Here is a 25,633-nt window from a genome sequence, read left to right on the forward strand (position 1 = left end):
GCCTCGCGCCGCATCGTCGGTTCGCGGAGTCATTTGCTCACTCCTCCTCGGCGCGCGTGCCTCGCGCCGCATCGTCGGTTCGCGAAGAGGTCACTGTCCTGGGATCCCTTCTTCCCCGAGCGCGAGCTTCTGGCGGTCTTTCTTGTCGGCCAACGGTGCTTCGGGTTGAAGCTCCATGTTGGCGATAAAGCCCCCGCGGGGTGTCTCGGCGACGAAGGTGATGGCTCGAGCCAGGTCCGCCGCGCGGAGGAAGTAGTCGTGGCGGGCCTGTCCCCACTTGGCCCAGTCCTCCAGGGCGGGTCCGATCTTGTCCGCCGGCAGGCTCCAGCCCATGGCTGTCTTCGTGGGTCCGGGGTGCACGATCGAGGCACGCACGCCGGTGCCCTCGAGCTCCATTTGGAAGTTGGTGACCATCGCGACCAGTGCGGCCTTGGCCGCGCCGTAGGCGCCCATGTGCGGCCGCTGGCGCAGGGCCACATCGGATCCCACGAAGATCAGGTCACCGCGCTGCCGGTCGAGCATGCCGGGCAGCACCGCGGCGGCCAACCGGTTGGCGCCGACGAGGTGGATCTGCAGCTGTGATTCGAACTCGTCGGTGGTGATCTCGGCGAGCTTGCCAAAGTAGGTGTCGCCGGCGCCGGCCACCAGCACCTCGATGTCGCCGAGCGCGGCGACTGACTGTGCGACAAAAGATTTCACCGAGTTCGGGTCGGTGACGTCCAAGTGGAATCCGACCGCCTCGCCGCCATCGGCGTTGATCTTCCCGACGATGTCGTTGAGCTTCTCGACCCGGCGGGCACCCAGGGCGACCGGGAAGCCGTGCGCCGCGAGCTCGATCGCGGTGGCCTCTCCGATGCCGGAGGAGGCGCCGGCCACGATCGCCGGTCGACGTTCGGGCAAGGGGTCAAAGCGGGGCATTCAGCGGACCTCCACGCGCATGGGTAGGTGAGCGAATCCGCGGACATTGCTGGAGTGGACGCGGACGGCGTTGGCCTCGTCGACCTCATATCCGCGGATTCGCTTGAACAACTCGGTGAGCGCAACCCTGGCTTCCATCCGGGCCAAATGCGCGCCCAGGCAAAAGTGTGCGCCGCTACCGAAACTCAATAGCTTGGGCCCGATTTCGCGCCCGATCAGATAGTCGTCGGGATTGTCGAACACCCGCTCGTCGCGATGGGCCGACCCCGGCAGCAGCAGCAGCACGTCGCCCTCGGGGATTGTGGTGTCGTAGAGGGTGAGCCCCGCGGACACGGTGCGGGCCAGGATCTGGCTGGAGGTGTCGTAGCGCAGGGTCTCCTCGACCCACAGCGGCACCCGGGACAGGTCGGCGTAGACCGGGGCCAGCTGATCGGGATTCTTGTGCCCCCAAAACGCGGCGTTGGCAAGGAGTTTGGTGGTGGTCTCGTTGCCCGCGATCACCATCAGGAACATGAAACCGAGGATTTCGTCGTCGGTGAGCCGGTCGCCGTCGATCTCGGCCTGAAGCAGCGCGGTGGTCAGATCGTCGGTGGGTTTCTTGCGCCGCTCGGCCACCATCCCCTGGTAGTAGACGATCAAGTTGATGGAGGCCTCGACCGCCTCCGGCGGCACGTCGGTAACACCCTCGTCGCGGTGCATCACCCCGTCGGCCCAGGCCCGGACCTGAACTCGATCCGGCTCGGGAACACCCATCAGCTCGGAAATGACATCCATGGGCAGCTTCCCGGCGAATTCGTCGACATAGTCGACAAAGTCGTCAGCGCCGTCCGCTGAAGACCCAGCCCTTTCCAGCATCGCGTCGAGGTGCTGTGTCGCGATCTCGGTGACGCGCGGCTCGAGTTCACGAATGCGCCTCGGCGTGAAACCTTTTGAGACCAGCGTGCGCAGGCGCAGGTGGGCCGGATCGTCCATCGCCAGAAACGACATCGTCTTGCTGGCATGCGGACCGCGCGACGCCGGGTCCAGCGAGACGCCGTACTTGTTGGACAGCGTGGTGCTGTTGCGGAAGCCGTGCAGCACGTCCTGGTGCCGCGACAACGCCCAGAACTTCAGCTCGTCGTTGCGGTATAGCGGGGCTTCGTCGCGCAGCCGCTTGTAGTACGGGTAGGGATCCTCGTGGAAGTTGTAGTCGTAGGGATCCAGGACCAACTCGTGGTCCCCGACGTGCACGGTCATCCATCGCCCCCTGGCTGGTCGGCGCCGGCCAGGACGAGGTTCACCACGAAGGCGATCCGGTCGGCGATTTCGCGGTAGGTGAACTGGCCGCTGCCGGCCTGCACCAGCGCGCCGAAGAAGGCCATCTCGAGCGCGGAGACGGTGGCAGGGTTGGCGCCGGGCCCGATCGCGGACGCGATGCGGCGGTGGATCTCGGCGCCGATCCGGTCGCGCGCGGCGCGCACCGCGGGATCGGTGCCGCCGGACAGCAACGCCGTCGTGCACGCCGCGCCCACCTCGGGCTCGTCGGCGACCACCAACGCCAGGTGGCGCAACGTCTGCTCTACCCGGACCGCCATCGGATCGTTCACGTCGGTGAAGTAGGGGACCTGCCGCACCAGGTCGAGGTACACCTCGGCGATCAAGTGGTTCTTCGACGAGAAGTAGGTGTAGGCGGTGGCAGGAGCCACCTTGGCGCGGGCCGCTACCGCGCGCACCGTCAGGTCGGCGTAGGACTTCTCGCGCAGCGTTTCGATGCCGGCGGCCAGGACCTTGCGGAAGGTCTCCTCCTGGCGGCGGTTGCGCAAGGTCGCTCCGGTCTGGCGCTCGGCGTGGGATGCGACCGTAGCCAGTGCATCGCTGGACACGTGTCCACGTTATCGGACGCGGCGGGCACGAAGCAAGGCCGGTCCGTAAATATGCCAGTGAACTGCGTATTTGTGGCGGACATCGGGCCCCTGGCGGTATCGGCTCTTGCACCCGTGCCCGGCCCACGGCTATGGTTCGAAGGGACAATATCGGACAACTGTCCATTCGACTGTTTTCCTGTCATCCCAAAGGTGGGAGCGAAATGGCCCAAACAACGCTGCTGGCCGACGGCGCGAGCGCACTGTTCATTGACGGCAAGCTATCTCCGGGAAGCGCGGGGACCTTCCCGACGATCAATCCGGCTACCGAGGAAGTGCTGGGGGTGGCCGCCGACGCGGACGCCGGCGACATGGGCCGCGCCATCGATGCCGCGCGGCGCGCCTTCGACGACACGGACTGGTCCCGCAACACCGAATTGCGGGTGCGGTGCGTGCGGCAGTTGCGCGAAGCGATGCAGTCGCACCTCGAAGAGCTGCGCGAGTTGACCATCGCCGAAGTCGGCGCGCCGCGGATGCTCACCGCGATCGCACAGCTGGAAGTCCCGGTCAACGACCTGGCATTCGCGGCGGATACCGCCGAATCCTACGAGTACAGCCGGGATCTCGGCGAGGCGTCGCCAATGGGCATCGCCACCCGGCGCACCATCGCGCGCGAGGCCGTCGGTGTCGTCGGCGCCATCACCCCGTGGAACTTTCCCCACCAGATCAACCTCGCCAAGATCGGCCCCGCCCTGGCCGCCGGAAACACCGTCGTGCTGAAGCCCGCCCCGGACACCCCCTGGTGCGCCGCGGTGCTGGGGGAACTCATCGCCGAGCACACCGACTTTCCGCCCGGCGTCATCAACATCGTCACGTCCAGCGACCACGGCGTGGGTGCGCTGTTGGCCAAAGACCCTCGGGTGGACATGATTTCGTTCACCGGGTCGACCGCCACCGGCCGCAGCGTGATGGCCGACGGCGCCGCCACGATCAAGAAAGTCTTCCTCGAGCTGGGCGGCAAGTCGGCGTTCATCGTGCTCGACGACGCCGACTTGGGCGGTGCAGTGGGCGTGGCGGGGTTCTCGGTGTGCATGCACGCCGGGCAGGGATGCGCCATCACCACCCGGCTGGTGGTGCCGCGGGCGCGGTATGACGAAGCGGTCGCCATCGCGGCGGCAACGATGGGAGGCATCAAGGCCGGCGACCCCACCGACCCCGGAACCATCTGCGGGCCAGTGATTTCGGCCCGCCAACGCGACCGGATACTGGGCTATCTCGACTCGGCGATCGCCGAGGGCGGGACGTTCGCCTGCGGGGGAGGCCGGCCGGCCGACCGTGAGGCCGGGTTCTTCATCGAGCCCACCGTGATAGCGGGGCTGGGCAACGACGCCCGCTGCGCCCGCGAAGAGATCTTCGGCCCCGTCTTGACCGTGATTCCGCACGACGGCGACGACGACGCCGTGCGCATTGCCAACGACTCGCCATATGGGTTGTCGGGCACCGTGTTCGGCGCCGACCCGGATAGGGCGGCGAGGGTTGCCGCGCGGGTCCGCGCGGGCACGATCAACGTCAATGGCGGCGTCTGGTACTCCGCCGACGCACCGTTCGGCGGGTACAAGCAATCCGGAAACGGCCGCGAGATGGGTGTGGCTGGCTTCGAGGAGTACCTGGAAATCAAGACCATTGCGACAGCGGTCAACTAGAGGAGTTCGAAAGCATGCGATTCGAGAACAAAGTCGCCATCGTCACCGGGTCCGGGGGAGGCATCGGGCAGGCGTACGCCGAGGCGCTGGCCCGTGAGGGCGCCGCGGTGGTGGTCGCCGACATCAAGGCCGAGGCCGCCGAGGGCGTGGCGAAGCAGATCGTCGCCGACGGCGGCACGGCGCTGGCCGTTCCGGTCGATGTTTCCGACCCGGCGTCGGCCAAGGCGATGGCCGACCGCACGCTGGCCGAGTTCGGCGGCATCGACTACCTCGTGAACAACGCCGCGATCTTCGGGGGCATGAAGTTGGACTTCCTGCTCACCGTCGACCCCGACTACTACAAGAGGTTCATGAGCGTGAACCTCGACGGCGCGCTCTGGTGCACGCGTGCGGTCTACAAGAAGATGGCCAAACGCGGTGGCGGAGCGATCGTCAACCAGTCCTCCACCGCCGCGTGGCTGTACTCGAACTTCTACGGCCTGGCGAAGGTCGGCATCAACGGCCTCACCCAACAGCTCTCCCGCGAACTGGGCGGCCAGAAGATCCGGATCAACGCGATCGCGCCCGGCCCCATCGACACCGAGGCCAACCGCACCACCACCCCCCAAGAGATCGTCAGCGACATCGTCAAGGGTCTTCCCTTGTCCCGCATGGGAACTCCGGAGGACCTGGTCGGGATGTGCCTGTTCCTGCTGTCCGACGAGGCGTCTTGGATCACCGGGCAGATCTTCAACGTCGACGGCGGGCAGATAATCCGCTCATGACAGACATGAAGCTCGGGTACATCGGCCTCGGCAAAATGGGCGCGCCGATGGCCAAACGGCTGGTCGACTGGCCGGGCGGGGTGATCGTCTACGACGTCCGAGCCGAGGCGATGACACCGCTGGCCGAAGCCGGTGCGACGCTAGCCGACAGCGTCACCGACGTTGCCGGTGCCGATCTCATCAGCGTCACCGTGCTCGACGACGCGCAGGTGCGCGAGGTCGTCGGCGAGCTCGCCGCCCACGCCAAGCCCGGCACCATCATCGCGATCCACTCGACCATCAGCGACACCACCGCAGTCGAGCTGGCCGCCGAACTGAAAGAGCGACAGATCCATGTCGTCGACGCGCCGGTCAGCGGCGGCGGGGGTGCGGCAGACAAGGGTGAGCTCGCCGTCATGGTGGGCGCCGAGCGCGAAGTTTACGAGCGGGCCAAGCCGGCGTTCAAGCAGTGGGCATCCATGGTTATCCATGCCGGTGAGCCGGGCGCGGGGACGCGAATGAAGCTGGCCCGCAACATGTTGACCTTCACCTCCTACGTCGCGGCGTGCGAGGCCATGAAACTGGCCGATGCGGCAGGGCTGGACCTGCAAGCGCTGGGCCGAGTGGTACGGCACACTGATGCGCTGACGGGTGGCCCGGGAGCGATAATGGTGCGCGACGATATGAAAGACCTTGAGCCCGACCACTTTCTGTACCAGCCGTTCCTGCACACCCGCGGGCTGGGGGAGAAGGATCTCAGCCTGGCGCTGGCTCTCGGCGAGGCCGTAGCGGTCGACCTGCCGCTCGCCGAGGTGGCGTTGCAGCGGCTGGCGGCCGGCCTGGGAGTACCACACGCACAGAAAGAGACATGATGGACGAATTGCGCCGCAAGGGCCTCGAGAAGATGAACGAGGTCTATGGCTGGGAGATGCCCAACATCGAGGGCGACGCGTACTTCGATCTGACCGTCGACCACCTGTTCGGCAGCATCTGGACCCGACCGGGATTGTCGATGCGCGACAAACGCATCATGACGCTGACGGCCGTGACCGCCCTGGGAAGTCGCGATCTGGCCGAAATTCAGATCAACGCCGCGCTGCTCAACGAGGAACTCACCGAGGATGAACTCAAGGAGATGGCGGTCTTCCTCACGCACTATCTCGGGTTTCCCCTCGGGTCAGCGTTCAACGGCGCGGTCGGTGCCGTCATGGCGAAGCGCAAGAAGGCCGCGGCGAAAGGCGCCGGCGAGGACAAGAAGGCCAACGTCGATGCCGCGGTCAAGATGCACACGGGCAAGGACCGGGGCTAGCCTCCGGCGGTGTTCGACGGGTCTTCCCCTCGTGGCTGCTCCTTCGCGACCGTGAGGCCGACCCAGCGGCGCAGATATCGCCGCAGCTCGACACCCTGCCGGGGCGGGCGCCCGGGGTCGATCACGAACGACTGGATGATCCGTAGCAGGTGCTCGCCGAGCTCGGTCAAGTCGTCATCGGTCAAACCGGCTGCGCCCCAATCGACGTCGAAGCGTCGCAACATCGCGGCGGCGAATCCCAGGGCCACCTCCGAGGTGACGTCCGCGGTGAATGCGTTGGCGCGATCTCGGGCCAGCAGTAGACCGATGTGTTTGTCCGCGGGTAGCCACTCCAGCGCGGTGGCGATTCCTTCGGTGACCGCTTCCGCGGGATCGGTGATGCCCGACAAGTGCGCAGCCAACCGATCGAGGAAGCCGGTCGCCGCCTGGGTGGCCGCAGTGACCAGCAAAGCGTCGGTGCTGGGGAAGTACCGGTAAATGGTCTGCCGCGTGACACCGAGCGCGCGCGCCACGTCGGCGATGCTGAAGTCGCCGCCGCGGCTGTCGATGGCCTGGCTGGCCGCGGCCAAGATACGGGCGACGGCCTCCTCGTCGGTGGCGGGCGCGGCGCCCGCCCATCCGTGGGTGCGCACGCCGGAATCCTATGCGGCGGCTACCCGTGGTAGGCGACTTGCAGATCTTTGATGCCGTTGATCCATCCCGACCGAAGCCGCTGGGGTTTCGCTATCGCGGAGATCCTCGGTAGTTGGTCGGCGATTTCGTTGAAGATCAGTTTGATCTCCATGCGCGCCAGGTTGGCGCCAATGCAGTAGTGGGCGCCGTTTCCGCCGAATGCCAGGTGCGGATTGGGATTGCGCAAGACGTTGAATTCGAACGGTCGGTCGAAGACGTCTTCGTCGAAGTTGGCCGAGCTGTAGAACAGACCGACCCGCTGGCCTTCTCGGATCGCGACACCGCCGAGCTCGACATCCTTGCGGGCGGTCCGCTGGAAACAGTGCACTGGCGTCGCCCAGCGGACGATCTCGTCGACGGCGGTCTCCGGGCGCTCGCGCTTGTAAAGCTCCCACTGGTCGGGATGCTCGGAAAATGCGTTGATTCCGTGCGTCATAGCGTTGCGGGTGGTCTCGTTGCCCGCGACGGCAAGCAGGATGACGAAGAACGCGAACTCGGTCTCGCCCAGCGATTCGCCGTCGATGTCGGCCTGCACCAGCTTGGTGACGATATCGTCGGCCGGACAGCGGCGGCGATCGTCGGCCATGTTGTAGGCGTAGCCCATCAGCTCGGCATTGGCCGTGGTGGGATCGCTGTCGAAATCCGGATCGTCGGCATTCATCACGGCGTTCGTCCAGGCGAACAGCCGCTCGCGGTCGGCTTCCGGAACCCCGATCAGATCCGCGATCGCCAGCAGGGGAAGCTTCATGGCGATGTCGTCGACGAAGTTGCCGGTGTCCTTCTCGGCCGCGGCACGGACGATGTCGTGGGCGGCGGACGCGAGCTTCTGCTCGAGCGAGGCTACCGATCGTGGTGTGAAGAGCCGAGAGACCAGCTTGCGCAGCCGAGTGTGCTCGGGCGGATCATGATTTATCAACAGCGCCTTGGTGAGCTCCAGCTGCTCGGCCGTCATCCCGTCGGGGAATCGCATCACGACGCCCTTAGCGTTCGTCGACCACACCTCGTTGTCCCGGGAGATCTCCTTGATGTCTTGATGCCTGCTGATCACCCAATACCCGCCGTCGTCAAAGACACTGGCGCCTGGCGGCTGCTCATTCCACCAGATCGGCGCGGTCTTGCGGAGTTCGGCGAACTCGGTTATGGGCACCCCACGGTGGAGTACATCGGGATCGGTGAAGTCGAAACCGGAGCCGAATGGGCAGACGCTCGGTGTTGTGGTCATGCGCGATTACCTCCCCGGGTGAGCTGAAACACACCCTCGCCTCGACCATACACCTAGCTGTCAAGTGTATGGCCGAGGCGATCCTGGTTGGTTCGGATGCGCGACGTCTCAGTGCGGCTGGCCGCCTTCGGGCATCACATATTCGGAGGTTGGCGCGAAGACGCCGTTAACCGTCGCCCCGCCGTTGATCATGCCCGGGGCCATTTCCAGCATGTTGTGCGGGAAGCCGAAAGTCGGCTTGGTCAATGCGTCGAGCCGGGCCAGTTCGTCGGCGGTGAGGTTCACATCGACGGCGCGGACATTGTCCTCGAGCTGCGAGAGCCGGCGTGCCCCGATGATGATCGACGAGACGGCGGGCTGGGCGTGAACCCACGCCAGCGCCACACTGGCAACGTTTGTCTCGTGCGCTTTGGCGATGACCTCGAGTTCGTCGATGACAGCGTAGGTCTCCTCGGTGAGGAAGCTGTCGACGAGCGCGCCGCGATCGGCTTTGTGCTGCCCGGCATTTCGCCGGGTGTACTTGCCGCTGAGCACGCCGCTCTTCAACGGCGACCACGGTGTGATGCCCAGGCCGAATTCCGAAGCCATCGGGACGAGTTCCTGTTCGACATCCCTTTCGAGCAGCGAGTATTCAACTTGCAACCCCACGAATGCCGACCAGCCGCGGAAACGGGCAATCAGGTTGGCTTGGGCGATTTTCCACGCCGGGGTGTCGGAAACGCCGATGTAGCGCACCTTGCCAGCCCGGACGAGGTCGTCGAGTGCGGCCATCGTCTCGTCAATGGGAGTATTCGCGTCCCAGATGTGGAGCCAGTACAGGTCGATGTAATCGGTCTGCAACCGCCGCAGCGAGTTCTCGCACGCGTTGATCAGCGATTTGCGACCCGAGCCCCCTCCGTTGGGGTCACCCGGATACAGGTTGCCGCTGAACTTGGTCGCGATCACCAAGCGATCGCGGCGGGCGGGGTGCCGACCTATGTGATCGCCGATGATCTTCTCGGAGTGGCTGCGAGTGTAGAAGTTGGCGGTGTCGATGAAATTGCCGCCGAGTGCGACGTATCGATCGATGATCTGTTGCGACTCCTCCACACTAGTGCCCCAGCCGAGGTCCTCACCGAAGGTCATCGCTCCCAGGCACAGGGGGCTGACGCGTAAGCCGGACCGTCCCAGCGTCACGTATTGATCCAGGGGCATGGCGACCCTTTCTGATAGATTGTTCAAAAGATGGGTATGTTCAGAACTAAACTAGTTTATAACTAAACGATCGGACAAGTCGTGTCCACTGTCGATGCGGCCAAGATCTGGTCGTTGAACTACAGGGTGCTGCTATCGGTCATCTCCTGCGCCGAGAGCGAAATCTGCGCGCTCGGGCTCGAGTCCAAAGAGCTATTCCTGCTCGCCGAGATCGATGAGCATCCCTTCCCGGCCGAACTGGCCACGACGCTGAGCATGCCTAAGCCGACGGTGACGGTTTATCTGAAACGACTTGAGGCGGCGGGGTTCGTGCGCCGCGAGATCGATCCGACAGATCTGCGGCGCCATCGACTCCTGCTCACCCCGGCCGGGCGCAAAGTCGCCGCCGACGGCCTCGCGCTGCTGTCGGCGGAGTTCGACAAGCGTCTCGGGCGCCTCACCGTCGGCCAGCAGAAAGAGCTGAAAAGACTGCTGGAACGAATCGTCTGAACGTCTGAGCTAGTCTGACGTTTCGTGCGCGTCCTGGTGATCGGTTCCGGAGCCCGTGAACATGCGCTGCTGCTCGCGCTCAGCAAAGACCCGCAGGTCACCGGGCTGGCCATCGCGCCCGGCAACGCCGGCACCGCGCGGCTGGCCGAGCAACACGACGTCGACATCACCTCCGGCGAGGACGTGGTCACGTTGGCGCGCGAGGTGCGCGCCGACATGGTGGTCATCGGTCCCGAGGTGCCGCTCGTGCTGGGCGTGGCCGACGCCGTGCGCGCCGCCGGCCTGGTGTGCTTCGGGCCCAGCAAGGACGCCGCCCGCATCGAAGGCTCCAAGGCGTTCGCCAAAGAGGTCATGGCCGCGGCCGGCGTGCGGACGGCGGCCAGCGAAATCGTCGACAATCCAGCGAAGTTGGATGTCGCCCTGGACCGGTTCGGGCCGCCGGCCGGCGACCCGGCCTGGGTGGTCAAGGACGACCGCCTGGCCGCAGGCAAGGGCGTGGTGGTGACGCCGGATCGCGACGCGGCGCGCGTCCACGCCGCCGGGCTGCTCGACGCGGGCCACCCGGTGCTGCTGGAGTCTTTTCTCGACGGCCCGGAGGTGTCGCTGTTCTGCGTCGTCGACGGCGACACCGTGGTGCCACTGGTGCCGGCGCAAGACTTCAAGCGGGTCGGTGACGGTGATACCGGACCCAATACCGGCGGCATGGGCGCCTATGCGCCGCTGGCCTGGCTGCCCGACGACGTGTACCGGGAAATGGTCAGCCAGATCGTCGAACCCGTTGCCGCCGAACTGGTTCGGCGGGGCAGTCCCTTTTCCGGGTTGCTGTACGTCGGGTTGGCTATCACCAGGAACGGGCCCGCGGTGGTCGAATTCAATTGCCGCTTCGGCGATCCCGAGACTCAGGCCGTGCTGGCCCTGCTGGACTCACCGCTCGCCCAGCTCCTTTACGCCGCCGGCACCGGCACGTTGGCCGATTTCGGTGAGCTCCGTTGGCGCGACGGTGCCGCCGTGACGGTGGTGCTGGCCGCCGAGAACTATCCCGGCCGGCCGCGCGTCGGCGACCTCGTCGCGGGTTCCGAAGCCGACGGGGTGCTGCACGCCGGAACGGCGCGGCGCGACGACGGCACCATCGTCTCGTCGGGCGGGCGGGTGCTGTCGGTGGTGGGCACCGGCGCCGACCTGGCGGCGGCGCGCGCGAAGGCGTACGACATCCTGAGCTCAATCAAGCTGCCCGGCAGCCACTTTCGTAGCGACATCGCCCTGGCCGCGGCGGAGGGCAAGGTCAGCGTCTAGAAACCCGCGGCCTGACCGTCGCGGCGTGGATCGCTCACCGCAAGGTAGCCGTCGTCGAGGCGCCAGATCGCCTGACAGCTGCCGAATTGGATGTAGTTGTCGACGATAACCAGGTCATGTCCGCGCCGCTGCAGCTCTTCCAGCGTCGCAGGCGGGAAACCTGCTTTCTCGCAGCAGACCTGCGTGCCCTTTACCCACCTGAACCGCGGCCCGTCGCACGCTGCCTGCGGATTCTGCCCGTGGTCGGCGATGCGCACCATCACCTGCACGTGGCCCTGGGGCTGCATGAACCCGCCCATCACCCCGAAGCTCATCACCGGGTCGCCGTCCTTGGTGACGAAGCCCGGGATGATTGTGTGGTAAGGACGCTTGTTAGGCCCGACCCGATTCGGATGACCTTCTGCCACAGTGAAATTAGCGCCCCGGTTTTGCAGCGAGATCCCGGTGCCGGTCACCACGACGCCGGATCCGAAATCCATGTAGTTGGACTGGATCATCGATACCATCACGCCCGCGGCGTCGGCGGCGGTCAGATACACGGTTCCCCCGTTCGGGGTGCCCGCGAACGCCGGCTTGGCTCGCTTGCGGTCGATCAGGCTCGCCCGCTGCCGCAGGTATTCCTTGTCCAGCAAGCGTTCCGGGGCCAGCGTCATGTGGTCGACGTCGGCGACATAGGCCTGCGCGTCGGCGAACGCCAGCTTCACCGCCTCGATCTGCAGGTGTACGTTGTCGGCGGAATCGGCTGGCATAGAGGCCATGTCGAAATGTTCCAGGATTCCGAGGGCGATGAGGGCTACGATGCCCTGGCCGTTGGGCGGTATTTCGTGCACCGTGTAACCGCGGTAGTCGGCGTGGATCGTGCCCACCCAATCGGCGCGGTGGGCAGCAAGGTCGCTGGCGCGCATGACGGCGCCGTTGGCCAGCGCGTGGGCCTCCAATTTGGCGGCCAGCTCGCCACGGTAGAAAGCCTCGCCGTGAGTGGCCGCGACTCGCTCCAATGTGGCGGCATGATCGGGAAACCGAAACAGCTCACCGGGTTTGGGCGCTCGGCCGCCGGGCAGGAATGCCTCGGCGAAACCGGGCTGGTCCTTGACCAGCGGCATGTTCGCCGCCCATTGCTTCGCCACCGTCGGCGAAACCAGAAAGCCGTCGCGGCCGTAGGCGATCGCGGGCTCGAAGAGCTTCGCAAACGGAAGTTTGCCGAACTTGGCGTGCAGCTCGGCCCATGCCGACACGGCCCCGGGCACGGTCACCGAATTCCAGCCGAGCGCGGGAACGGCGTTGCCGCCGAAGTACTCTGGGGTCCAGCCCGCGGGGGAGCGGCCGGATGCATTCAGTCCGTGCAGTCGCACGCCGTCCCACACGATGGCGAAAGCGTCCGAGCCGATGCCGTTGGACACCGGTTCGACGAGGGTGAGCGTGATGGCGGTGGCGATCGCCGCGTCCACCGCGCTGCCTCCCTCGGCGAGCATCCGCAGTCCCGCCTGCCCGGCCAGTGGCTGGGACGTGCACACCGCGTTCGCGGCCAGAACCGGCTTGCGCGGCCAAGCGTAGGGGAAGTCCCAACCGAACGGTGTGGTCACGTCCGCGAGCGTAACGCTGCGGCGATTTTCGGCGTGATTTCCCGCCGTGGCGTTACGCTCGCCACCGCAACCGGCTACGCCGTCAGCAGCGGCGCCATCCACGTCAGCTCGGCAGGCAGCTGTGAGCTCCAGAACTCCCCGTTGTGCCCGCCGGGCGAAAAACCGCCCGCGGGCGGGTTCGGCAGCTGAGCGATGAATTGCTTGGTCGCCCCGTAAAACGGGTCGCTGTCGCCGCAATCCACCCGAATCGGGATCGACGCCAGCGCCGGCATCCCGAACACCGAGTTCGCTGCGAAGTCGTCGGACCCGTCGAAGGCACCGGGTGCGGCCGCCCCCGACGACAGCCACAGCGCGGGGCTCACCGCGCAAATCGCCGCGGTGCGCGCGGGTCCCAGCCGACCTCCGATCAGCAACGCGCCGTAGCCGCCCATCGACCAGCCCAACAACGCCAGCCGCGAAGTGTCCAGACCCTGGCCGCCCAGCATCGGGATCAGCTCGTTGACCACCATGGCGCCGGCGTCCTCGCCCGAAGCCCTCTTGTGCCAATAGCCCCCGCCGCCGTCGACGGCGACCACCGCAAAGGGCGGCAGGCCGGCGTTGACGGCCTGGGCCAGCCCCTGCTCGACGCCGCCGGCCATGACTGTGGACGCGTCACTGCCCTTGCCGTGCAGCGCGATCACGGGCCGCAGCGCCTTGGTCTGTCCGGGCGGCCGGGCGATCGCCCAGTTGGTCGAGACGCCGCCGCGAGCCGCCGACACGAAGGATCCCGTAACCATGGTGGGTGCGGGCTGGGCCGACGGCGCCGGCTCGAGCGGTGCAGTCGGCGCCGGTGCCAGCGGCGCTTGGGGACCGGCCGTCGGCGCCGGCGCAGCGTGGGACGTTCGCGGCTGGAGCAGCATGTCTAGGGCGTATGCGCCGGCAGCGCCGACGGCCGTCGAGGCGCCAAGACCGAGCAGGGCGCGGCGGCTCAAGTCGGGCATGCGGGCCATCATGCCATGTTGGTCTGGCGGGCCGTTTGGCCGAAATGGCAATGCAGTACCACTTTGGCTGGCACGATGTCTACTCGTGACGGCAGCAGTTACTCCCAAGGGAGAACGTCGACGGTATGCGCTCGTGAGCGCAGCCGCCGAGCTGCTTGCCGAAGGCGGGTTCGAGGCCGTGCGTCACCGGGCGGTCGCCCGGCGGGCCGGCCTGCCGTTGGCCTCCACCACGTATTACTTCTCGTCTCTTGACGATTTGATCGCCCGCGCCGTCGAGCACATCGGGATGATCGAAATAGCGCAGCTGCGGGCCAGGGTCAACGAGCTGTCCCGGCGGCGTCGCGGGCCCGAGACCACAGCCGAAGTGCTGGTCGACCTGCTGGTGGGAGACCTGTCCGACCCGTCGCTCGTCGAGCAGCTGATATCGCGGTACGAGCGACACATCGCCTGCACGCGGCTGCCCGCATTACGCGAAACCATGCGGCGCAGCCTGCGGCAACGGGCCGAGGCCGTGGCCGAGGCCATCGAGCGATCGGGCCGGTCGGTCCACATCGAGCTGGTGCGCACCCTCGTCTGTGCGGTCGACGGTGCCGTGGTCTCCGCCCTGGTCGAGGGGGGCGACGCGCGGGCCGCGGCGATGGGAACGGTCGTCGACATCATCGACGTGCTGGCCCCCATCGACCCGCGACCCGTGCAGATCTGACCGTCCTACGGGCGGCCCAGCTCGGGAGGCAACGAAGGCGTCACGATGTACCCGGTGGCGAAATCGCCGTAGATCGTGATGCCCGCCGGGCAACGCTGCGCGTACAACGCGACATAGGCGCAGACGACGGCGTCGACCGGATCTTCGGCCCGGCGCAGCTCGCTCTTGCGTTGCGCGCTGACCACGAGCCGGCGCAGCTGCGCCCAGTCATCGCCGGCGACGTTTAAGGGCACCGGCGCGTGTGCGAGCTTGTCGATGCCGTCCATCAGGAGCGTCAGCTCCGACCTGAGCCGGGCCACGTCGCGGCCGGGCTTGGCCTTGTACTTCAGCGTGCGCGCCAGGCGGAACAGCACCACGGTTGCCGGGTGCGGGTAAACCTCGATGGCGCGTCGTGCCGCCGACGAGAGTGGGTCCATGTCGAGGCCCAGCGCCAGGGCCAGCCGCGCCCCGCGCGGCGCGTCGGCGAACTCGGGTTTGGCGGTGTTGGCCGGGTGCGCGCCGGCTTCGAAGCGGCGGAAATCGCGGTTGAGCGCCGCCTCGGCGGGCCGCTGGCCCGTCGGATTGGTCACCACGAGCGGCGCGTCGAACGCGACCAGGCAATCGCCCTGCACGTAGGGTGACAACGCGGCCAGCACTGCCTCGTCGTCGCGCACCGCGCCGAGGTGCACCAGGCGGCCGTCGGAGTCGAGCACTGCGACGCCGGTCGGCTTGCGACCGGCCCAGGCCAGGTCGACGCCGACGAAGTACATCGCCACAGGGTAGGCGGGCCGCTGACGCCTCACCGCATGGAACGCCACGGCGATTTTCTGGCCGAATTTCCGCCACGACGTTACGCCCGGCGAAAAAGCCGAAAGCACGGCAAACCGTAAGCTGTGTGTTTGTGAGCATTCCGAACGTGCTGGCCGCCCGGTACGCCAGCCCGGAGATGGTCGCGATCTGGTCGCCGGAGGCCAAGGTCGTCGCGGAGCGGCGGCTGTGGCTGGCCGTGCTGCGGGCGCAGGCCGAGCTCGGGGTGGATGTTCCGCCGGAGGCGATCGCCGACTACGAGCGGGTGCTCGACGATGTCGACCTGGCCTCGATCGCGGACCGCGAACGGGTGCTGCGCCACGACGTCAAGGCCCGCATCGAGGAATTCAATGCCCTGGCCGGCCACGAGCAGGTGCACAAGGGGATGACCAGCCGCGATCTCACCGAGAACGTGGAGCAGCTGCAAATCCGGCGGTCGCTGGAATTGGTGTTCGCTCATGGCGTTGCGGTGGTGGCGCGGCTGTCCGAGCGGGCGGTGGCCTATCGCGATCTGGTGATGGCCGGGCGCAGCCACAACGTGGCCGCGCAGGCGACGACGTTGGGCAAGCGGTTCGCCTCGGCGGCCCAGGAGACGATGGTCGCGTTGACCAGACTGCGCGAGCTGATCGACCGCTACCCGTTGCGCGGCATCAAGGGTCCCATGGGCACGGCGCAGGACATGCTGGACCTGCTGGACGGGGACGCGGCCAAGCTGACCGAACTCGAGCGACGCGTGGCCGAATTCTTGGGTTTCACAACGGTTTTGACCAGCGTCGGGCAAATCTACCCGCGTTCGCTGGACCATGACGTGATCTCGGCGCTGGTGCAGCTTGGCGCCGGACCGTCGTCGATGGCCCACACCATCCGGCTGATGGCCGGACACGAACTGGTCACCGAAGGGTTCGCTGAGGGACAGGTCGGCTCGTCGGCGATGCCGCACAAGATGAACACCCGCAGCTGCGAACGGGTCAACGGCCTGCAGGTGGTGCTGCGCGGCTACGCCTCCATGGGCGCCGAGCTGGCGGGCGCGCAGTGGAACGAGGGCGACGTGTTCTGCTCCGTGGTGCGCCGAGTCGCGTTGCCCGACAGCTTCTTTGCCATCGACGGGCAGATCGAGACGTTTCTGACGGTGCTCGACGAGTTCGGCGCCTACCCGGCGGTTATCGCCCGCGAGCTGGATCGCTACCTGCCGTTCCTGGCCACCACCAAGGTGTTGATCGCCGCGGTGCGCGCCGGCATGGGGCGCGAGGCCGCCCACCACGTGATCCGCGAGCACGCCGTGGCCACGGCGCTGGCCATGCGGGAACGCGGCGCCGAGCCGGACCTGCTGGACCGGTTGGCCGCCGACGAGCGGCTGCCGCTGGACCGAGCGGGCCTGGACGCCGCGCTGGCCGACAAGAAGGCGTTCACCGGCGCCGCCGCCGACCAGGTGGACGAGGTGACCGCGGCCGTGGACGCGTTGGTGAGCCGCTACCCGGACGCGGCGAAGTACACGCCGGGGGCCATCCTGTGACCCTCGCCGGTGCGCTCTCGCGAATCGACTTCACCGATCTGGACTACTTCGCTAATGGATTTCCGCACGACCTATTCGCCGTCCATCGGCGCGAGGCGCCGGTGTACTGGCACGAGCCGACCGACAACACGCCAGACGGCGAGGGCTTCTGGTCGGTGGCCACCTATGCGGAAACGCTTGCGGTGCTGAAGGACCCGACGACGTTCTCCTCGGTGACGGGGGGCGAGCGGCCGTTCGGCGGAACGCTGTTGCAGGACCTGGCGATCGCCGGCCAGGTGCTCAACATGATGGACGACCCGCGGCATTCTCAGATCCGCCGCCTCGTCAGCTCCGGGCTGACGCCGCGGATGATCCGTCGCGTCGAGGACGATCTGCGGGCCCGGGCGTGCCGGCTCCTGGATGCGGTGGTGCCGGGCGAACCGTTCGACTTTCTGGTGGAGATCGCCGCCGAGCTGCCGATGCAGATGATCTGCATCCTGCTGGGAGTGCCGGAATCCGAACGGCATTGGCTGTTCGAGGCCATCGAGCCGCAGTTTGACTTCGGCGGCTCGCGCAAGGCCAGATTATCGCAGCTGTCGCAGCTCTCGGCTTCAGACAGAGATGCAGCGGCCGGGTCGCGGATGTATGCCTACGGCCTGGAATTGATCGCGTCGAAGCGTGCCCAGCCGACCGACGACATGCTGTCGGTCGTGGCTAACGCCACTGTTGGTGACGCCGCGGCGCCGGCCCTGTCCGACCTCGAGCTGTACCTGTTCTTCAGCCTGCTGTTCAGCGCCGGCGCGGAGACCACGCGCAACGCCGTCGCCGGTGGCCTGCTGGCGCTGGCCGAGCACCCGGAGCAATTGCGCGCGCTGCGCGGGGATTTCGGCGTGCTTCCGACGGCGGTGGAAGAGATGGTGCGGTGGACGTCGCCGTCACCGTCGAAGCGGCGCACCGCCACGCGCGACGTCACCCTCGGTGGGCAGCCGATCCAGGCCGGACAGAAGGTCCAGATCTGGGAGGGTTCGGCCAACCGCGACGCCGGCGTGTTCGACCGCGCAGACGAGTTTGACATTGAACGGAAACCCAACCCGCACTTGGGATTCGGTCAAGGTGTGCACTATTGCCTGGGCGCCAACCTGGCCAGGCTGGAACTCCGCGTCCTCTACGAGGAACTGCTGACCCGCTTTGCAGCCGTGCGGGTGGTCCGGCCCGTCGAATGGACTCGCAGCAACCGGCATACCGGCATCCGGCACCTCGTCGTGGAGCTGCTCGAGGACCAGTGAGGATCAGGCTCGCCGATGTCGAGCCGTCACCCGACGCGTTCGCCGCGGTGATGGCGACCGGAGTCCTGTCGATCGTGGCGCGCGACCACCACTACCGCGCGATCAGCGACACATTGGGCGTCCTGGCCACCGTCGCGTTGGGGGTCCTGGTCGTCCTGGTCCTCGCCACCAGAGCGATCGCTTCCTGGGACTTGCGTGACCCCGACGTCACCCTGCGACTGTTCACGTTTGTCGCCGCGTGCGCGGTGCTGGACAGCCGCCTGGCGTCCCAGCGGGTCGCGCTGAACTTGCTCGGCGCGGTGGCGCTCGCGTCGTGGCTGCTGTTGATCGTGCTCACCGCGCGCAATATGTCGGCACGCCCCTGGGCGGCGCTGCGGGACCGCGCACACGGGGCCTGGGAGCTTGCCAGCGTGGGCACCTCCGGACTGGCGATCGTGGCGGCGACGGTCGCGCGGCACCAACACCGGTGGCTCTGGGTCGCGGTGCCCGTCTGGGTGGCCGCCCTGTGTATCTACGGCCTGATGACGTGGCTGAACCTATGGCGCGCCGTCACCGAACGTCAGGATCGTGACGGTTTTGAGCCCGACAGCTGGATCTTGATGGGCGGCCTGGCGATTGCGACGCTGGCCGGCGACAAGATCCACGGCGTGGCTCCGGCCTGGCTGGCGGGGCCGGTGCTGGCGTTGACCGTCGTGACCTGGGTGGCGGCCACCTTGTGGATACCGCCGCTGATCTACTTCGGCCTGCACCGGATCAGGCAGGGGCCCGACCTGCTGCGGTTCGCCGGCGTGTGGTGGGCGCTGGTGTTCCCGCTGGGCATGTACGCCGCGGCCAGTTATGCCATGGCGGCCGAAATCGGTCACGGTTCGCTGATCACCGTGTCGCTGGTTTTCTTCTGGGATGCGTTGGCCGCGTGGGTGATTGTGGTGGTCGCCGGGCTGCTGCGCTTGTCGCGCGCCTTGGTGTCAGCCCGCCCGAACTCTGACGCCGGCCGACCGTAGCTCCAGCGCGGCCAGCGCCCGGATGGTGACGGGATCCTCGCGGCGCCACCCGCCGACCGGATCCGCGCTGATCGCGGCCAGCTTGCGCGGCGCGCGGTTGGTCAACGCCCGCAGCGCCAGCAGTTGTTCGCCGGCCGGGCTCGCCGCGAGGCCGGTGACCGCCCACTTGCGCCGGAAGAACCGCAGCCGCAGGAAAAGCCATGGCAGGTCCACGATGAGGAGCGGCACCGCGACCACGCTCAGCGCCAGCAGAATGGCGAGCCAGCTGGCCGTGGTGTCCAGGCTGTGTCCGGCCCCGGCGATGTCGAGGGCGGCCTCGCTGGCCGACGTGAGCGGCTTGCTGACCGCATCGCCGACCACCGGAATGTGCTGCGCGCCATGGCCTGCCGAGGCCAAATTGCCGGCGATCCCGTTCGCCCCGTTCTCGACCTGCCGGCCGGCGTCGGCGATGGCCGAGATGGCGTCGTACACGGCCGTGCCGACCAGCAGCCATATCGCCGTCCACAGCACGATGGCGAAATCGCTGAAGAGTTGGACGGCCAGCCGGCCGGGTGTCGTGGCATAGGGCAGAATTCGCGATGTCGGCGACGTCATAGCGCCATACCAGCACAGCTCCCAGCGCCGCGTCGCTCTTACGACGCCCGATAGGCTGACCCGATGCGTCCTGCACTGTCCGACTACCGGCATCTGGCCAGCGGCAAGGTCCGGGAGATCTATCGCGTCGACGACCAGCACCTGCTGCTGGTGGCGACCGACCGGATCTCGGCCTACGACTACGTGCTGGACAGCACCATCCCGGACAAGGGCCGCATCCTGACCGCGATGAGCGTGTTCTTTTTCGGCCTCGTCGAGGCCCCCAACCACCTGGCCGGGCCGCCGGATGACCCGCGCATCCCCGACGAGGTGCTGGGCCGCGCGCTGGTGGTGCGCCGACTCGAGATGGTTCCGGTGGAATGCGTGGCGCGCGGCTACCTGACCGGCTCGGGGCTGCTGGACTACCAGGCCACCGGCAAGGTCTGCGGCATCCCGCTGCCGCCGGGTTTGGTGGAAGCCAGCAGGTTCGCCACGCCGCTGTTCACCCCGGCGACCAAGGCGGCGCTCGGGGACCACGATGAGAACATCCCGTTCGCCCGGGTGATCGAGATGGTGGGAGCAGTGCGGGCCAACCAACTGCGCGACCGTACCCTGCAGATCTATGTCCAGGCCGCCGACCACGCCCTGACGAAGGGAATCATCATCGCCGACACCAAGTTCGAATTCGGCACCGACCGCGACGGCAACCTGCTGCTGGCCGACGAGATCTTCACCCCGGATTCGTCGCGCTACTGGCCGGCAGACGGTTACCGGCCCGGTGAGGTCCAGACCAGTTTCGACAAGCAGTTCGTCCGCAACTGGCTGACCAGCCCCGAGTCCGGCTGGGACCGACACGGCTCACAACCTCCGCCACCGCTTCCCGACGACATCATCGAGGCCACGCGCGATCGCTATATCAATGCCTACGAACGCATTTCCGGCCTGAGGTTCGGCGACTGGATCGGTCCGGGCGCATGACCGAGACTTCCGTCGACGCACCGTCACCGCCCACAGCCAAGCGGGTGGAGAGCCGGCGAGAGCACCACGGGGACGTCTTCGTCGACCCGTACGAATGGCTGCGGGACAAGGCCGACCCGGAAGTCATCGCCTACCTGGAGGCCGAGAACGACTACGCCGACCGGATGACGGCCCGTCTGGAACCGTTGCGGCAGCAGATCTTCGACGAGATCAAGGCGCGCACCAAGGAAACGGATCTCTCGGTACCGACGCGTCAAGGCGACTGGTGGTACTACGCCCGCACCTTCGAAGGAAAGCAGTATCGCGTCCAGTGCCGTTGCCCGATAGCCGATCCCGACGACTGGAACCCCCCGCTCCTGGACGAGAACACCGAAATCCCGGGGGAGCAGGTGCTGCTCGATTCGAACGCCGAGGCCGAAGGCCACGAATTCTTCGCGCTGGGGGCCGCGATGGTCAGCCTGGACGGGAACCTGCTGGCCTACTCCGTCGACACCGTCGGCGACGAGCGCTACACCCTGCGGTTCAAGGATTTACGGACCGGCGAGCTGTTCGGTGACGAGATCGCCGACATCGCGGCCGGAGTCACCTGGGCGGCCGACAACCGTACGGTGTACTACCTGACCCTGGATCCGGCCCACCGTCCCGACAAGGTGTGGCGCCATCGGCTCGGCTCGACAGAGCCGGCGGAGCTGGTGTATCACGAACCCGACGAACGGTTTTGGGTGGGCGCCGGGCTCACCCGAAGTGAGAAATATGTGTTCATCGCCGCGGGTTCGTCGATCACCACCGAAATGCGCTACGCCGACTCGGCCGACCCGGACGCCCGGTTCACCGTCGTGCTGCCCCGCCGCGAAGGCGTCGAGTACTCCGTAGAGCACGCGGTGGTCGACGGGCAGGACCGTTTCTTGATCCTGCACAACGACGGTGCGGTGAACTTCGTCCTCAGCGAGGCGCCGGTCAGTGACCCGACGCGGCAACGCACCCTGATTCCCCATCGCGACGATGTCCGGCTCGATGGCGTGGATGCCTTTGCCGGCCATCTGGTGGTCAGCTACCGCCGAGACGCGTTACCCCGGATTCAGTTGTGGCCCATCGGCTCCGACGGCGGCTACGGTGAACCCGACGAGATCTCGTTCGACTCCGAGCTGATGTGGTGCGGTTTGGCCGGCAATCCCAACTGGGAGTCCCCGAAGCTGCGCATCAGGGCGGGGTCGCTGGTCACCCCGGCGCAGATCTACGACCTCGACTTTGGCACCGGTGAGCGGACCTTGCTGCGCGAGCAGCCCGTCCTCGGCGGCTACCGGCCCGACGATTACGTCGAACGCCGCGATTGGGCGCTGGCCGACGACGGCACCCGGGTCCCGGTCTCGATCGTGCACCGCGCCGACATCGAGTTCCCGGCGCCCGCGCTGCTTTACGGCTATGGCGCCTACGAGATCTGCACCGATCCAAGCTTTTCCATCGCGCGGTTGTCGTTGCTGGACCGCGGCATGGCGTTCGTGATCGCCCACGTCCGCGGCGGCGGTGAGATGGGCCGGTTGTGGTACGAGCACGGCAAGCTGTTGGAGAAGAGGAACACCTTCACCGACTTTGTCGCGGTGGCAAGGCATTTGGTGGCCTCCGGCGTGACCGGGCCGCAGCAGCTGGTGGCCCTGGGCGGCAGCGCCGGCGGTTTGTTGGTGGGCGCGGTGGCCAACCTGGCGCCGGAGCTTTTCGCCGGAATCCTGGCGCAGGTGCCGTTTGTCGACCCGCTGACCACCATCCTCGACCCCTCCCTGCCGCTGACCGTCACCGAATGGGACGAATGGGGAAACCCGTTGAGCGACAGCCATGTTTACTGGTATATGAAGTCGTATTCGCCCTACGAGAATGTGGGGGACAAACGGTATCCGGCCATCCTGGCGATGACCTCCCTCAACGACACCAGGGTCTACTACGTGGAACCCGCAAAGTGGGTTGCGGCATTGCGGCACGCCGACACCGACGGCGCTCCGATCCTGCTGAAGACGCAGATGAACGCCGGGCATGGTGGCGTCAGTGGTCGCTATAGGGCTTGGGAGGAAACCGCATTCCAGTACGCGTGGCTACTGGCCGCTGCCGACGGCGACCGCTACGGCCGCGGCCAGGAATACGACCTCGATGGCCGTCCGCAGGGGTAGTCGCGTCGTCATCGACTTGGGCGGATCGGGCATCCGGGCGGCGTAGACGTTGGCCGGGAACATGGCCAGCATCAGCACCACCAGGCAGACGGCCGCCGCCACCCGGATCGCGGGGAGCAGCAAGCCCGCCGCGCCCAGCAGCTCCAGCAGGCCGGTGATGGTCACCAGCAGACCGGGGGCGGGCAACCGGGGCGGCACGATCGCGATGAGGTCGCGCCGTAGCGGCAGCGCGAAGTGCGAAATGCCGGTCAACACGAACATCACCGCGAGCCCGACGGCGAGCGCGGCGGTCCAGCTGTTCACATAGCCGACGCCGAGCCAGCCGATGCTCCGAGCGGCGACGGTGGCCACGAGCAGGGTGATCAATGGAACCATTGCGATCTTTCCAATCTAGACACTGACAAGTTTGGCGGTACCGTCAATGTAGGCGGGTATCTAGTCACTGTCAAGATATGCGGTACGCTGGGCGCCATGAACCGCTCCAACTACCACCACGGTGATCTGCGCGCGGCGATCCTCGCCGAAGCCGCACGCCTGGTGGCCCAGCGCGGCGCGGACGGGGTCTCGTTGCGCGAGTTGGCCCGCAGTGCGGGGGTGTCACATGCCGCGCCCGCGCACCACTTCACCGATCGGCGCGGGCTGTTCACCGCGTTGGCCACGCAGGGATTCCGGCTGCTGACCGAGGCGCTGATCCACGCCCGGGGCTCCTTCACCGATGCGGCGCTGGCCTACGTGCGGTTCGCCATCGAGCATCCCGGCCACTATCAGGTGATGTTCGACAGGTCGCTGCTCGACGCCGCCGACACCGAACTGGCGGCCGCGGAGGCCGCCGCCGGGGCGGAACTTTCCCGCGGAGTCGCTACGTTGCGGGACCCCAACGCGCAGGCCGACCGTGCCGCCGCTCAGCTGGCGGCATGGTCACTGGTGCACGGGTTTTCGATGCTGTGGCTCAACGACGCGGTCAACGCTGCGGTCAGGCGGGCCGATCCGATGGACACCGTGCTGCGGATCGCGACCATGCTGTTCGACGGCTAATCGCAGGCCGCCGTTTGACTGGCCGGTTTCTTCGGCAGAAACAGCGCCGGGACGATGGTGGACAGCACCAACGCCACCGCGATCGCGAACACCATCGCGTAGGCGTGGGAAAGGTCATGCAGCACATTGGCCGAGAAGCCGGGGCTAAGTGCCTGTGGCGGTATCTCGGACTGATTGACCGGCACCCCGTTGGCGGCGGCCCTCTGCTGTAGCGACGCCAGTTTCTTTGCTGCGGCGACGTTTTCGCTGCGGTTGAACTGGTTGGTCAGGATCATCGACATCAGGGCGGTTCCGACCGAGCCGCCGACCTGGTGGCTTACGCTGATCAGGGTTGTGCCGCGGGCGATTTGGTGGGGGGCCAGCGCCTGCACCGACGCTACGGAGAGCGGCATCATGGTGCAACCCATGCCCAGGCCCATGATCGTGAGCCCGGTGATCAGCGTCGGGGCGTAATTCGCCTGGCGGGCCACGCCGAAGGCAAAGGTGCCCAGGCCGGCGGTGATCAGGGCGATGCCGACGAGCACGATCTTGCCCGGCCCTTGCCGATCAACGAGCGGACCGGTCAGGCGCATGGTCAGCATGGCCCCGAGCCCCTGGGGGATCATGCGCACGCCGGCCTGCATCGGCGTCTGGTGCAGCACCTGCTGGAAGTAGCTCGGAAGCAGCAGGCCCGCGCCGAAAAAGGCGCCGGCGAACACCAGCATCGTCACATTGGCATGGGTGAGCACGGGGTTCTGGAAGAGCCGCAGATCGATCAGCGGGTGATCGGCGCGGTGCCAGGCGTGCACGACGAACGCGGCGATCAACGCCAGGCCGATAGTCGCCGGTATCAACACGTGGCGATCGGCCACGGTTCCGCGGCCCGGGATGGACGACACCGCGAACAAGAACGTCGCCAACCCGGGCGAGAGCAGCAACACGCCGATGGCGTCGAAGGTTTCCGACCGCGCCGGGTGATCCCTCGGGAACACGATCACCGCCAGGACCACCGTGATCAGCCCGATAGGCAGGTTGATCAGGAAGATCCATCGCCAGCTGGAGGTGCCGATGAGCCAGCCGCCCAGGATCGGCCCGGCGATCGGGGCGAGCAGCATGGGGATGCTGAGAATCGACATCAGACGGCCGAGCCGGCTGGGGCCCGCTTCGCGCGTCAAAATCATGAATCCCAGGGGCAGGAGCATGCCGCCGCCGATGCCTTGCATCATGCGAAAGATGATGAGCTGCAAGATGCTTGACGCCACCGCGCAGAGCAGTGAGCCTAGCGCAAAAGCCAGCACCGAGCCGATGAAGAGCCGCTTGGTGCCGAACCTGTCGGCGGCCCATCCGGTGAGTGGGATCACCGTTGCCAACGCGAGCGTGTACCCGGTCATCGTCCATGAGACGACGACCTGCGAGGAACCGAACTGATCGATGAACGTGCGTTGCGCGACCGCGACGACGGTGACGTCGACGATCGCCATCACCGTTGCCAGTATGCACACGCCGGAGATCCGCAGCAGGGCGGCGTCCAACCTGTCCGGATAGACACGCGCGCCCGGCTGCGCGGTGGGGGCGGTGACCGGCGGGGCGTCGGCCGCTGCTGAACGGGCCTTCTCCATAGCGTTGCTTAGCATATCGAATCGTTCATCGGCGCCGACGCCGGTCGGTGTTTGCTGGCCGGCCTGGGTATGTGC

General features: G+C 67.0%; 25 protein-coding genes. 13 read left to right on the forward strand and 12 right to left on the reverse strand.

Annotation, left to right across the window (positions count from 1 at the left end; genetic code table 11):
• Positions 1-90: 90 nt before the first annotated feature.
• From A5764_RS01135 to A5764_RS01145, 3 genes are read right to left on the reverse strand one after another with little or no spacing between them, the layout of a single operon-like run.
• Positions 91-918: an SDR family oxidoreductase gene (locus tag A5764_RS01135; RefSeq protein ID WP_067107202.1), complete on the reverse strand. Its 828-nt coding sequence runs from the start codon at positions 916-918 to the stop codon at positions 91-93.
• On the reverse strand, positions 919-2,154 hold the full coding sequence (locus A5764_RS01140; protein ID WP_067107206.1) for a cytochrome P450: 1,236 nt from the start codon (positions 2,152-2,154) through the stop codon (positions 919-921). It abuts the gene before it with no gap.
• The gene (locus A5764_RS01145) at positions 2,151-2,780 is read right to left on the reverse strand and encodes a TetR/AcrR family transcriptional regulator (RefSeq protein WP_067107208.1); all 630 of its coding nucleotides are present in this window, start codon (positions 2,778-2,780) and stop codon (positions 2,151-2,153) included. The genes A5764_RS01140 and A5764_RS01145 overlap by 4 nt, the downstream gene beginning before the upstream one ends.
• Before the next feature lie 203 nt (positions 2,781-2,983).
• Between A5764_RS01145 and A5764_RS01150 the strand changes: the two genes are divergently transcribed.
• Genes A5764_RS01150 through A5764_RS01165 form a run of 4 tightly spaced genes read left to right on the forward strand, consistent with a single transcriptional unit; the run spans position 2,984 to position 6,514 of the window.
• Positions 2,984-4,462 (forward strand): aldehyde dehydrogenase, encoded by a 1,479-nt coding sequence (locus A5764_RS01150; RefSeq protein ID WP_067107210.1) that lies wholly within the window; start codon positions 2,984-2,986, stop codon positions 4,460-4,462.
• Positions 4,463-4,476: 14 nt separating this feature from the next.
• A complete protein-coding gene (locus tag A5764_RS01155; protein ID WP_067107212.1) occupies positions 4,477-5,226 on the forward strand; it encodes an SDR family oxidoreductase in 750 nt (249 codons plus the stop codon).
• Positions 5,223-6,077 carry an NAD(P)-dependent oxidoreductase gene (locus A5764_RS01160; RefSeq protein ID WP_067107224.1) on the forward strand — a complete coding sequence of 285 codons (855 nt, stop codon included), beginning with the start codon at positions 5,223-5,225 and terminating at the stop codon, positions 6,075-6,077. Before A5764_RS01155 ends, A5764_RS01160 begins: the two co-directional genes overlap by 4 nt.
• A complete protein-coding gene (locus A5764_RS01165; RefSeq protein WP_067107226.1) occupies positions 6,077-6,514 on the forward strand; it encodes a carboxymuconolactone decarboxylase family protein in 438 nt (145 codons plus the stop codon). Before A5764_RS01160 ends, A5764_RS01165 begins: the two co-directional genes overlap by 1 nt.
• On the opposite strand, the gene A5764_RS01170 is transcribed toward A5764_RS01165, so the two are convergent.
• The 3 genes from A5764_RS01170 to A5764_RS01180 form a co-directional block, all read right to left on the reverse strand.
• Positions 6,511-7,146 (reverse strand): TetR/AcrR family transcriptional regulator, encoded by a 636-nt coding sequence (locus A5764_RS01170; RefSeq protein WP_067107228.1) that lies wholly within the window; start codon positions 7,144-7,146, stop codon positions 6,511-6,513. The genes A5764_RS01165 and A5764_RS01170 overlap by 4 nt on opposite strands.
• Before the next feature lie 20 nt (positions 7,147-7,166).
• Positions 7,167-8,408: a cytochrome P450 gene (locus A5764_RS01175; RefSeq protein ID WP_067107231.1), complete on the reverse strand. Its 1,242-nt coding sequence runs from the start codon at positions 8,406-8,408 to the stop codon at positions 7,167-7,169.
• A 108-nt stretch (positions 8,409-8,516) separates the two neighbouring features.
• On the reverse strand, positions 8,517-9,602 hold the full coding sequence (locus A5764_RS01180) for an aldo/keto reductase (RefSeq protein WP_067107233.1): 1,086 nt from the start codon (positions 9,600-9,602) through the stop codon (positions 8,517-8,519).
• Positions 9,603-9,728: 126 nt separating this feature from the next.
• Between A5764_RS01180 and A5764_RS01185 the strand changes: the two genes are divergently transcribed.
• Together A5764_RS01185 and purD are read left to right on the forward strand one after the other, a co-directional pair.
• Entirely contained in the window at positions 9,729-10,091 is a 363-nt protein-coding gene (locus A5764_RS01185; protein ID WP_231989566.1) for a MarR family winged helix-turn-helix transcriptional regulator, read from the forward strand.
• 24 nt (positions 10,092-10,115) lie between these two features.
• Positions 10,116-11,384, forward strand: coding sequence for a phosphoribosylamine--glycine ligase (gene purD, locus A5764_RS01190; RefSeq protein WP_067107238.1), 1,269 nt, complete (start codon positions 10,116-10,118; stop codon positions 11,382-11,384).
• On the opposite strand, the gene A5764_RS01195 is transcribed toward purD, so the two are convergent.
• Both A5764_RS01195 and A5764_RS01200 read right to left on the reverse strand, forming a co-directional pair.
• A complete protein-coding gene (locus A5764_RS01195) occupies positions 11,381-12,967 on the reverse strand; it encodes a gamma-glutamyltransferase family protein (RefSeq protein ID WP_067107590.1) in 1,587 nt (528 codons plus the stop codon). The two genes, purD and A5764_RS01195, sit on opposite strands and share 4 nt — an antisense overlap.
• Before the next feature lie 74 nt (positions 12,968-13,041).
• Positions 13,042-13,959 carry an alpha/beta hydrolase family protein gene (locus tag A5764_RS01200; RefSeq protein ID WP_067107240.1) on the reverse strand — a complete coding sequence of 306 codons (918 nt, stop codon included), beginning with the start codon at positions 13,957-13,959 and terminating at the stop codon, positions 13,042-13,044.
• Between the two features lie 73 nt (positions 13,960-14,032).
• On the opposite strand from A5764_RS01200, the gene A5764_RS01205 reads away from it, so the two are divergent.
• On the forward strand, positions 14,033-14,650 hold the full coding sequence (locus A5764_RS01205; protein ID WP_067107242.1) for a TetR/AcrR family transcriptional regulator: 618 nt from the start codon (positions 14,033-14,035) through the stop codon (positions 14,648-14,650).
• A 5-nt stretch (positions 14,651-14,655) separates the two neighbouring features.
• Here the strand turns inward: A5764_RS01205 and A5764_RS01210 are convergent, their stop codons facing one another.
• Positions 14,656-15,399, reverse strand: coding sequence for a DUF429 domain-containing protein (locus A5764_RS01210; protein ID WP_067107594.1), 744 nt, complete (start codon positions 15,397-15,399; stop codon positions 14,656-14,658).
• A 131-nt stretch (positions 15,400-15,530) separates the two neighbouring features.
• On the opposite strand from A5764_RS01210, the gene purB reads away from it, so the two are divergent.
• Genes purB through A5764_RS01225 form a run of 3 tightly spaced genes read left to right on the forward strand, consistent with a single transcriptional unit; the run spans position 15,531 to position 19,215 of the window.
• Positions 15,531-16,949, forward strand: coding sequence for an adenylosuccinate lyase (gene purB, locus A5764_RS01215; RefSeq protein ID WP_067107244.1), 1,419 nt, complete (start codon positions 15,531-15,533; stop codon positions 16,947-16,949).
• Positions 16,946-18,214, forward strand: a complete 1,269-nt coding sequence (locus A5764_RS01220) for a cytochrome P450 (RefSeq protein ID WP_067107251.1) — start codon at positions 16,946-16,948, stop codon at positions 18,212-18,214. The genes purB and A5764_RS01220 overlap by 4 nt, the downstream gene beginning before the upstream one ends.
• Positions 18,211-19,215 (forward strand): tellurite resistance/C4-dicarboxylate transporter family protein, encoded by a 1,005-nt coding sequence (locus tag A5764_RS01225; RefSeq protein WP_067107254.1) that lies wholly within the window; start codon positions 18,211-18,213, stop codon positions 19,213-19,215. The genes A5764_RS01220 and A5764_RS01225 overlap by 4 nt, the downstream gene beginning before the upstream one ends.
• Here A5764_RS01225 and A5764_RS01230 read toward each other — a convergent pair.
• Positions 19,180-19,809 carry a hypothetical protein gene (locus A5764_RS01230; protein WP_067107256.1) on the reverse strand — a complete coding sequence of 210 codons (630 nt, stop codon included), beginning with the start codon at positions 19,807-19,809 and terminating at the stop codon, positions 19,180-19,182. The genes A5764_RS01225 and A5764_RS01230 overlap by 36 nt on opposite strands.
• 63 nt (positions 19,810-19,872) lie before the next feature.
• On the opposite strand from A5764_RS01230, the gene A5764_RS01235 reads away from it, so the two are divergent.
• A complete protein-coding gene (locus A5764_RS01235) occupies positions 19,873-20,766 on the forward strand; it encodes a phosphoribosylaminoimidazolesuccinocarboxamide synthase (RefSeq protein WP_067107260.1) in 894 nt (297 codons plus the stop codon).
• A complete protein-coding gene (locus A5764_RS01240; protein ID WP_067107262.1) occupies positions 20,763-22,925 on the forward strand; it encodes a S9 family peptidase in 2,163 nt (720 codons plus the stop codon). The genes A5764_RS01235 and A5764_RS01240 overlap by 4 nt, the downstream gene beginning before the upstream one ends.
• Here the strand turns inward: A5764_RS01240 and A5764_RS01245 are convergent.
• Positions 22,851-23,300 (reverse strand): DoxX family protein, encoded by a 450-nt coding sequence (locus tag A5764_RS01245; protein ID WP_067107265.1) that lies wholly within the window; start codon positions 23,298-23,300, stop codon positions 22,851-22,853. The two genes, A5764_RS01240 and A5764_RS01245, sit on opposite strands and share 75 nt — an antisense overlap.
• Positions 23,301-23,396: 96 nt before the next feature.
• Here A5764_RS01245 and A5764_RS01250 point away from each other — a divergent pair, with 96 nt between their 5' ends.
• A complete protein-coding gene (locus A5764_RS01250; protein ID WP_067107268.1) occupies positions 23,397-23,960 on the forward strand; it encodes a TetR/AcrR family transcriptional regulator in 564 nt (187 codons plus the stop codon).
• Here the strand turns inward: A5764_RS01250 and A5764_RS01255 are convergent.
• Entirely contained in the window at positions 23,957-25,573 is a 1,617-nt protein-coding gene (locus A5764_RS01255; protein WP_067107270.1) for a DHA2 family efflux MFS transporter permease subunit, read from the reverse strand. The genes A5764_RS01250 and A5764_RS01255 overlap by 4 nt on opposite strands.
• Positions 25,574-25,633: the final 60 nt, after the last annotated feature.

The sequence above is a fragment of the Mycobacterium sp. 852002-51057_SCH5723018 genome (assembly GCF_001667035.1).
Lineage (GTDB): Bacteria > Actinomycetota > Actinomycetes > Mycobacteriales > Mycobacteriaceae > Mycobacterium.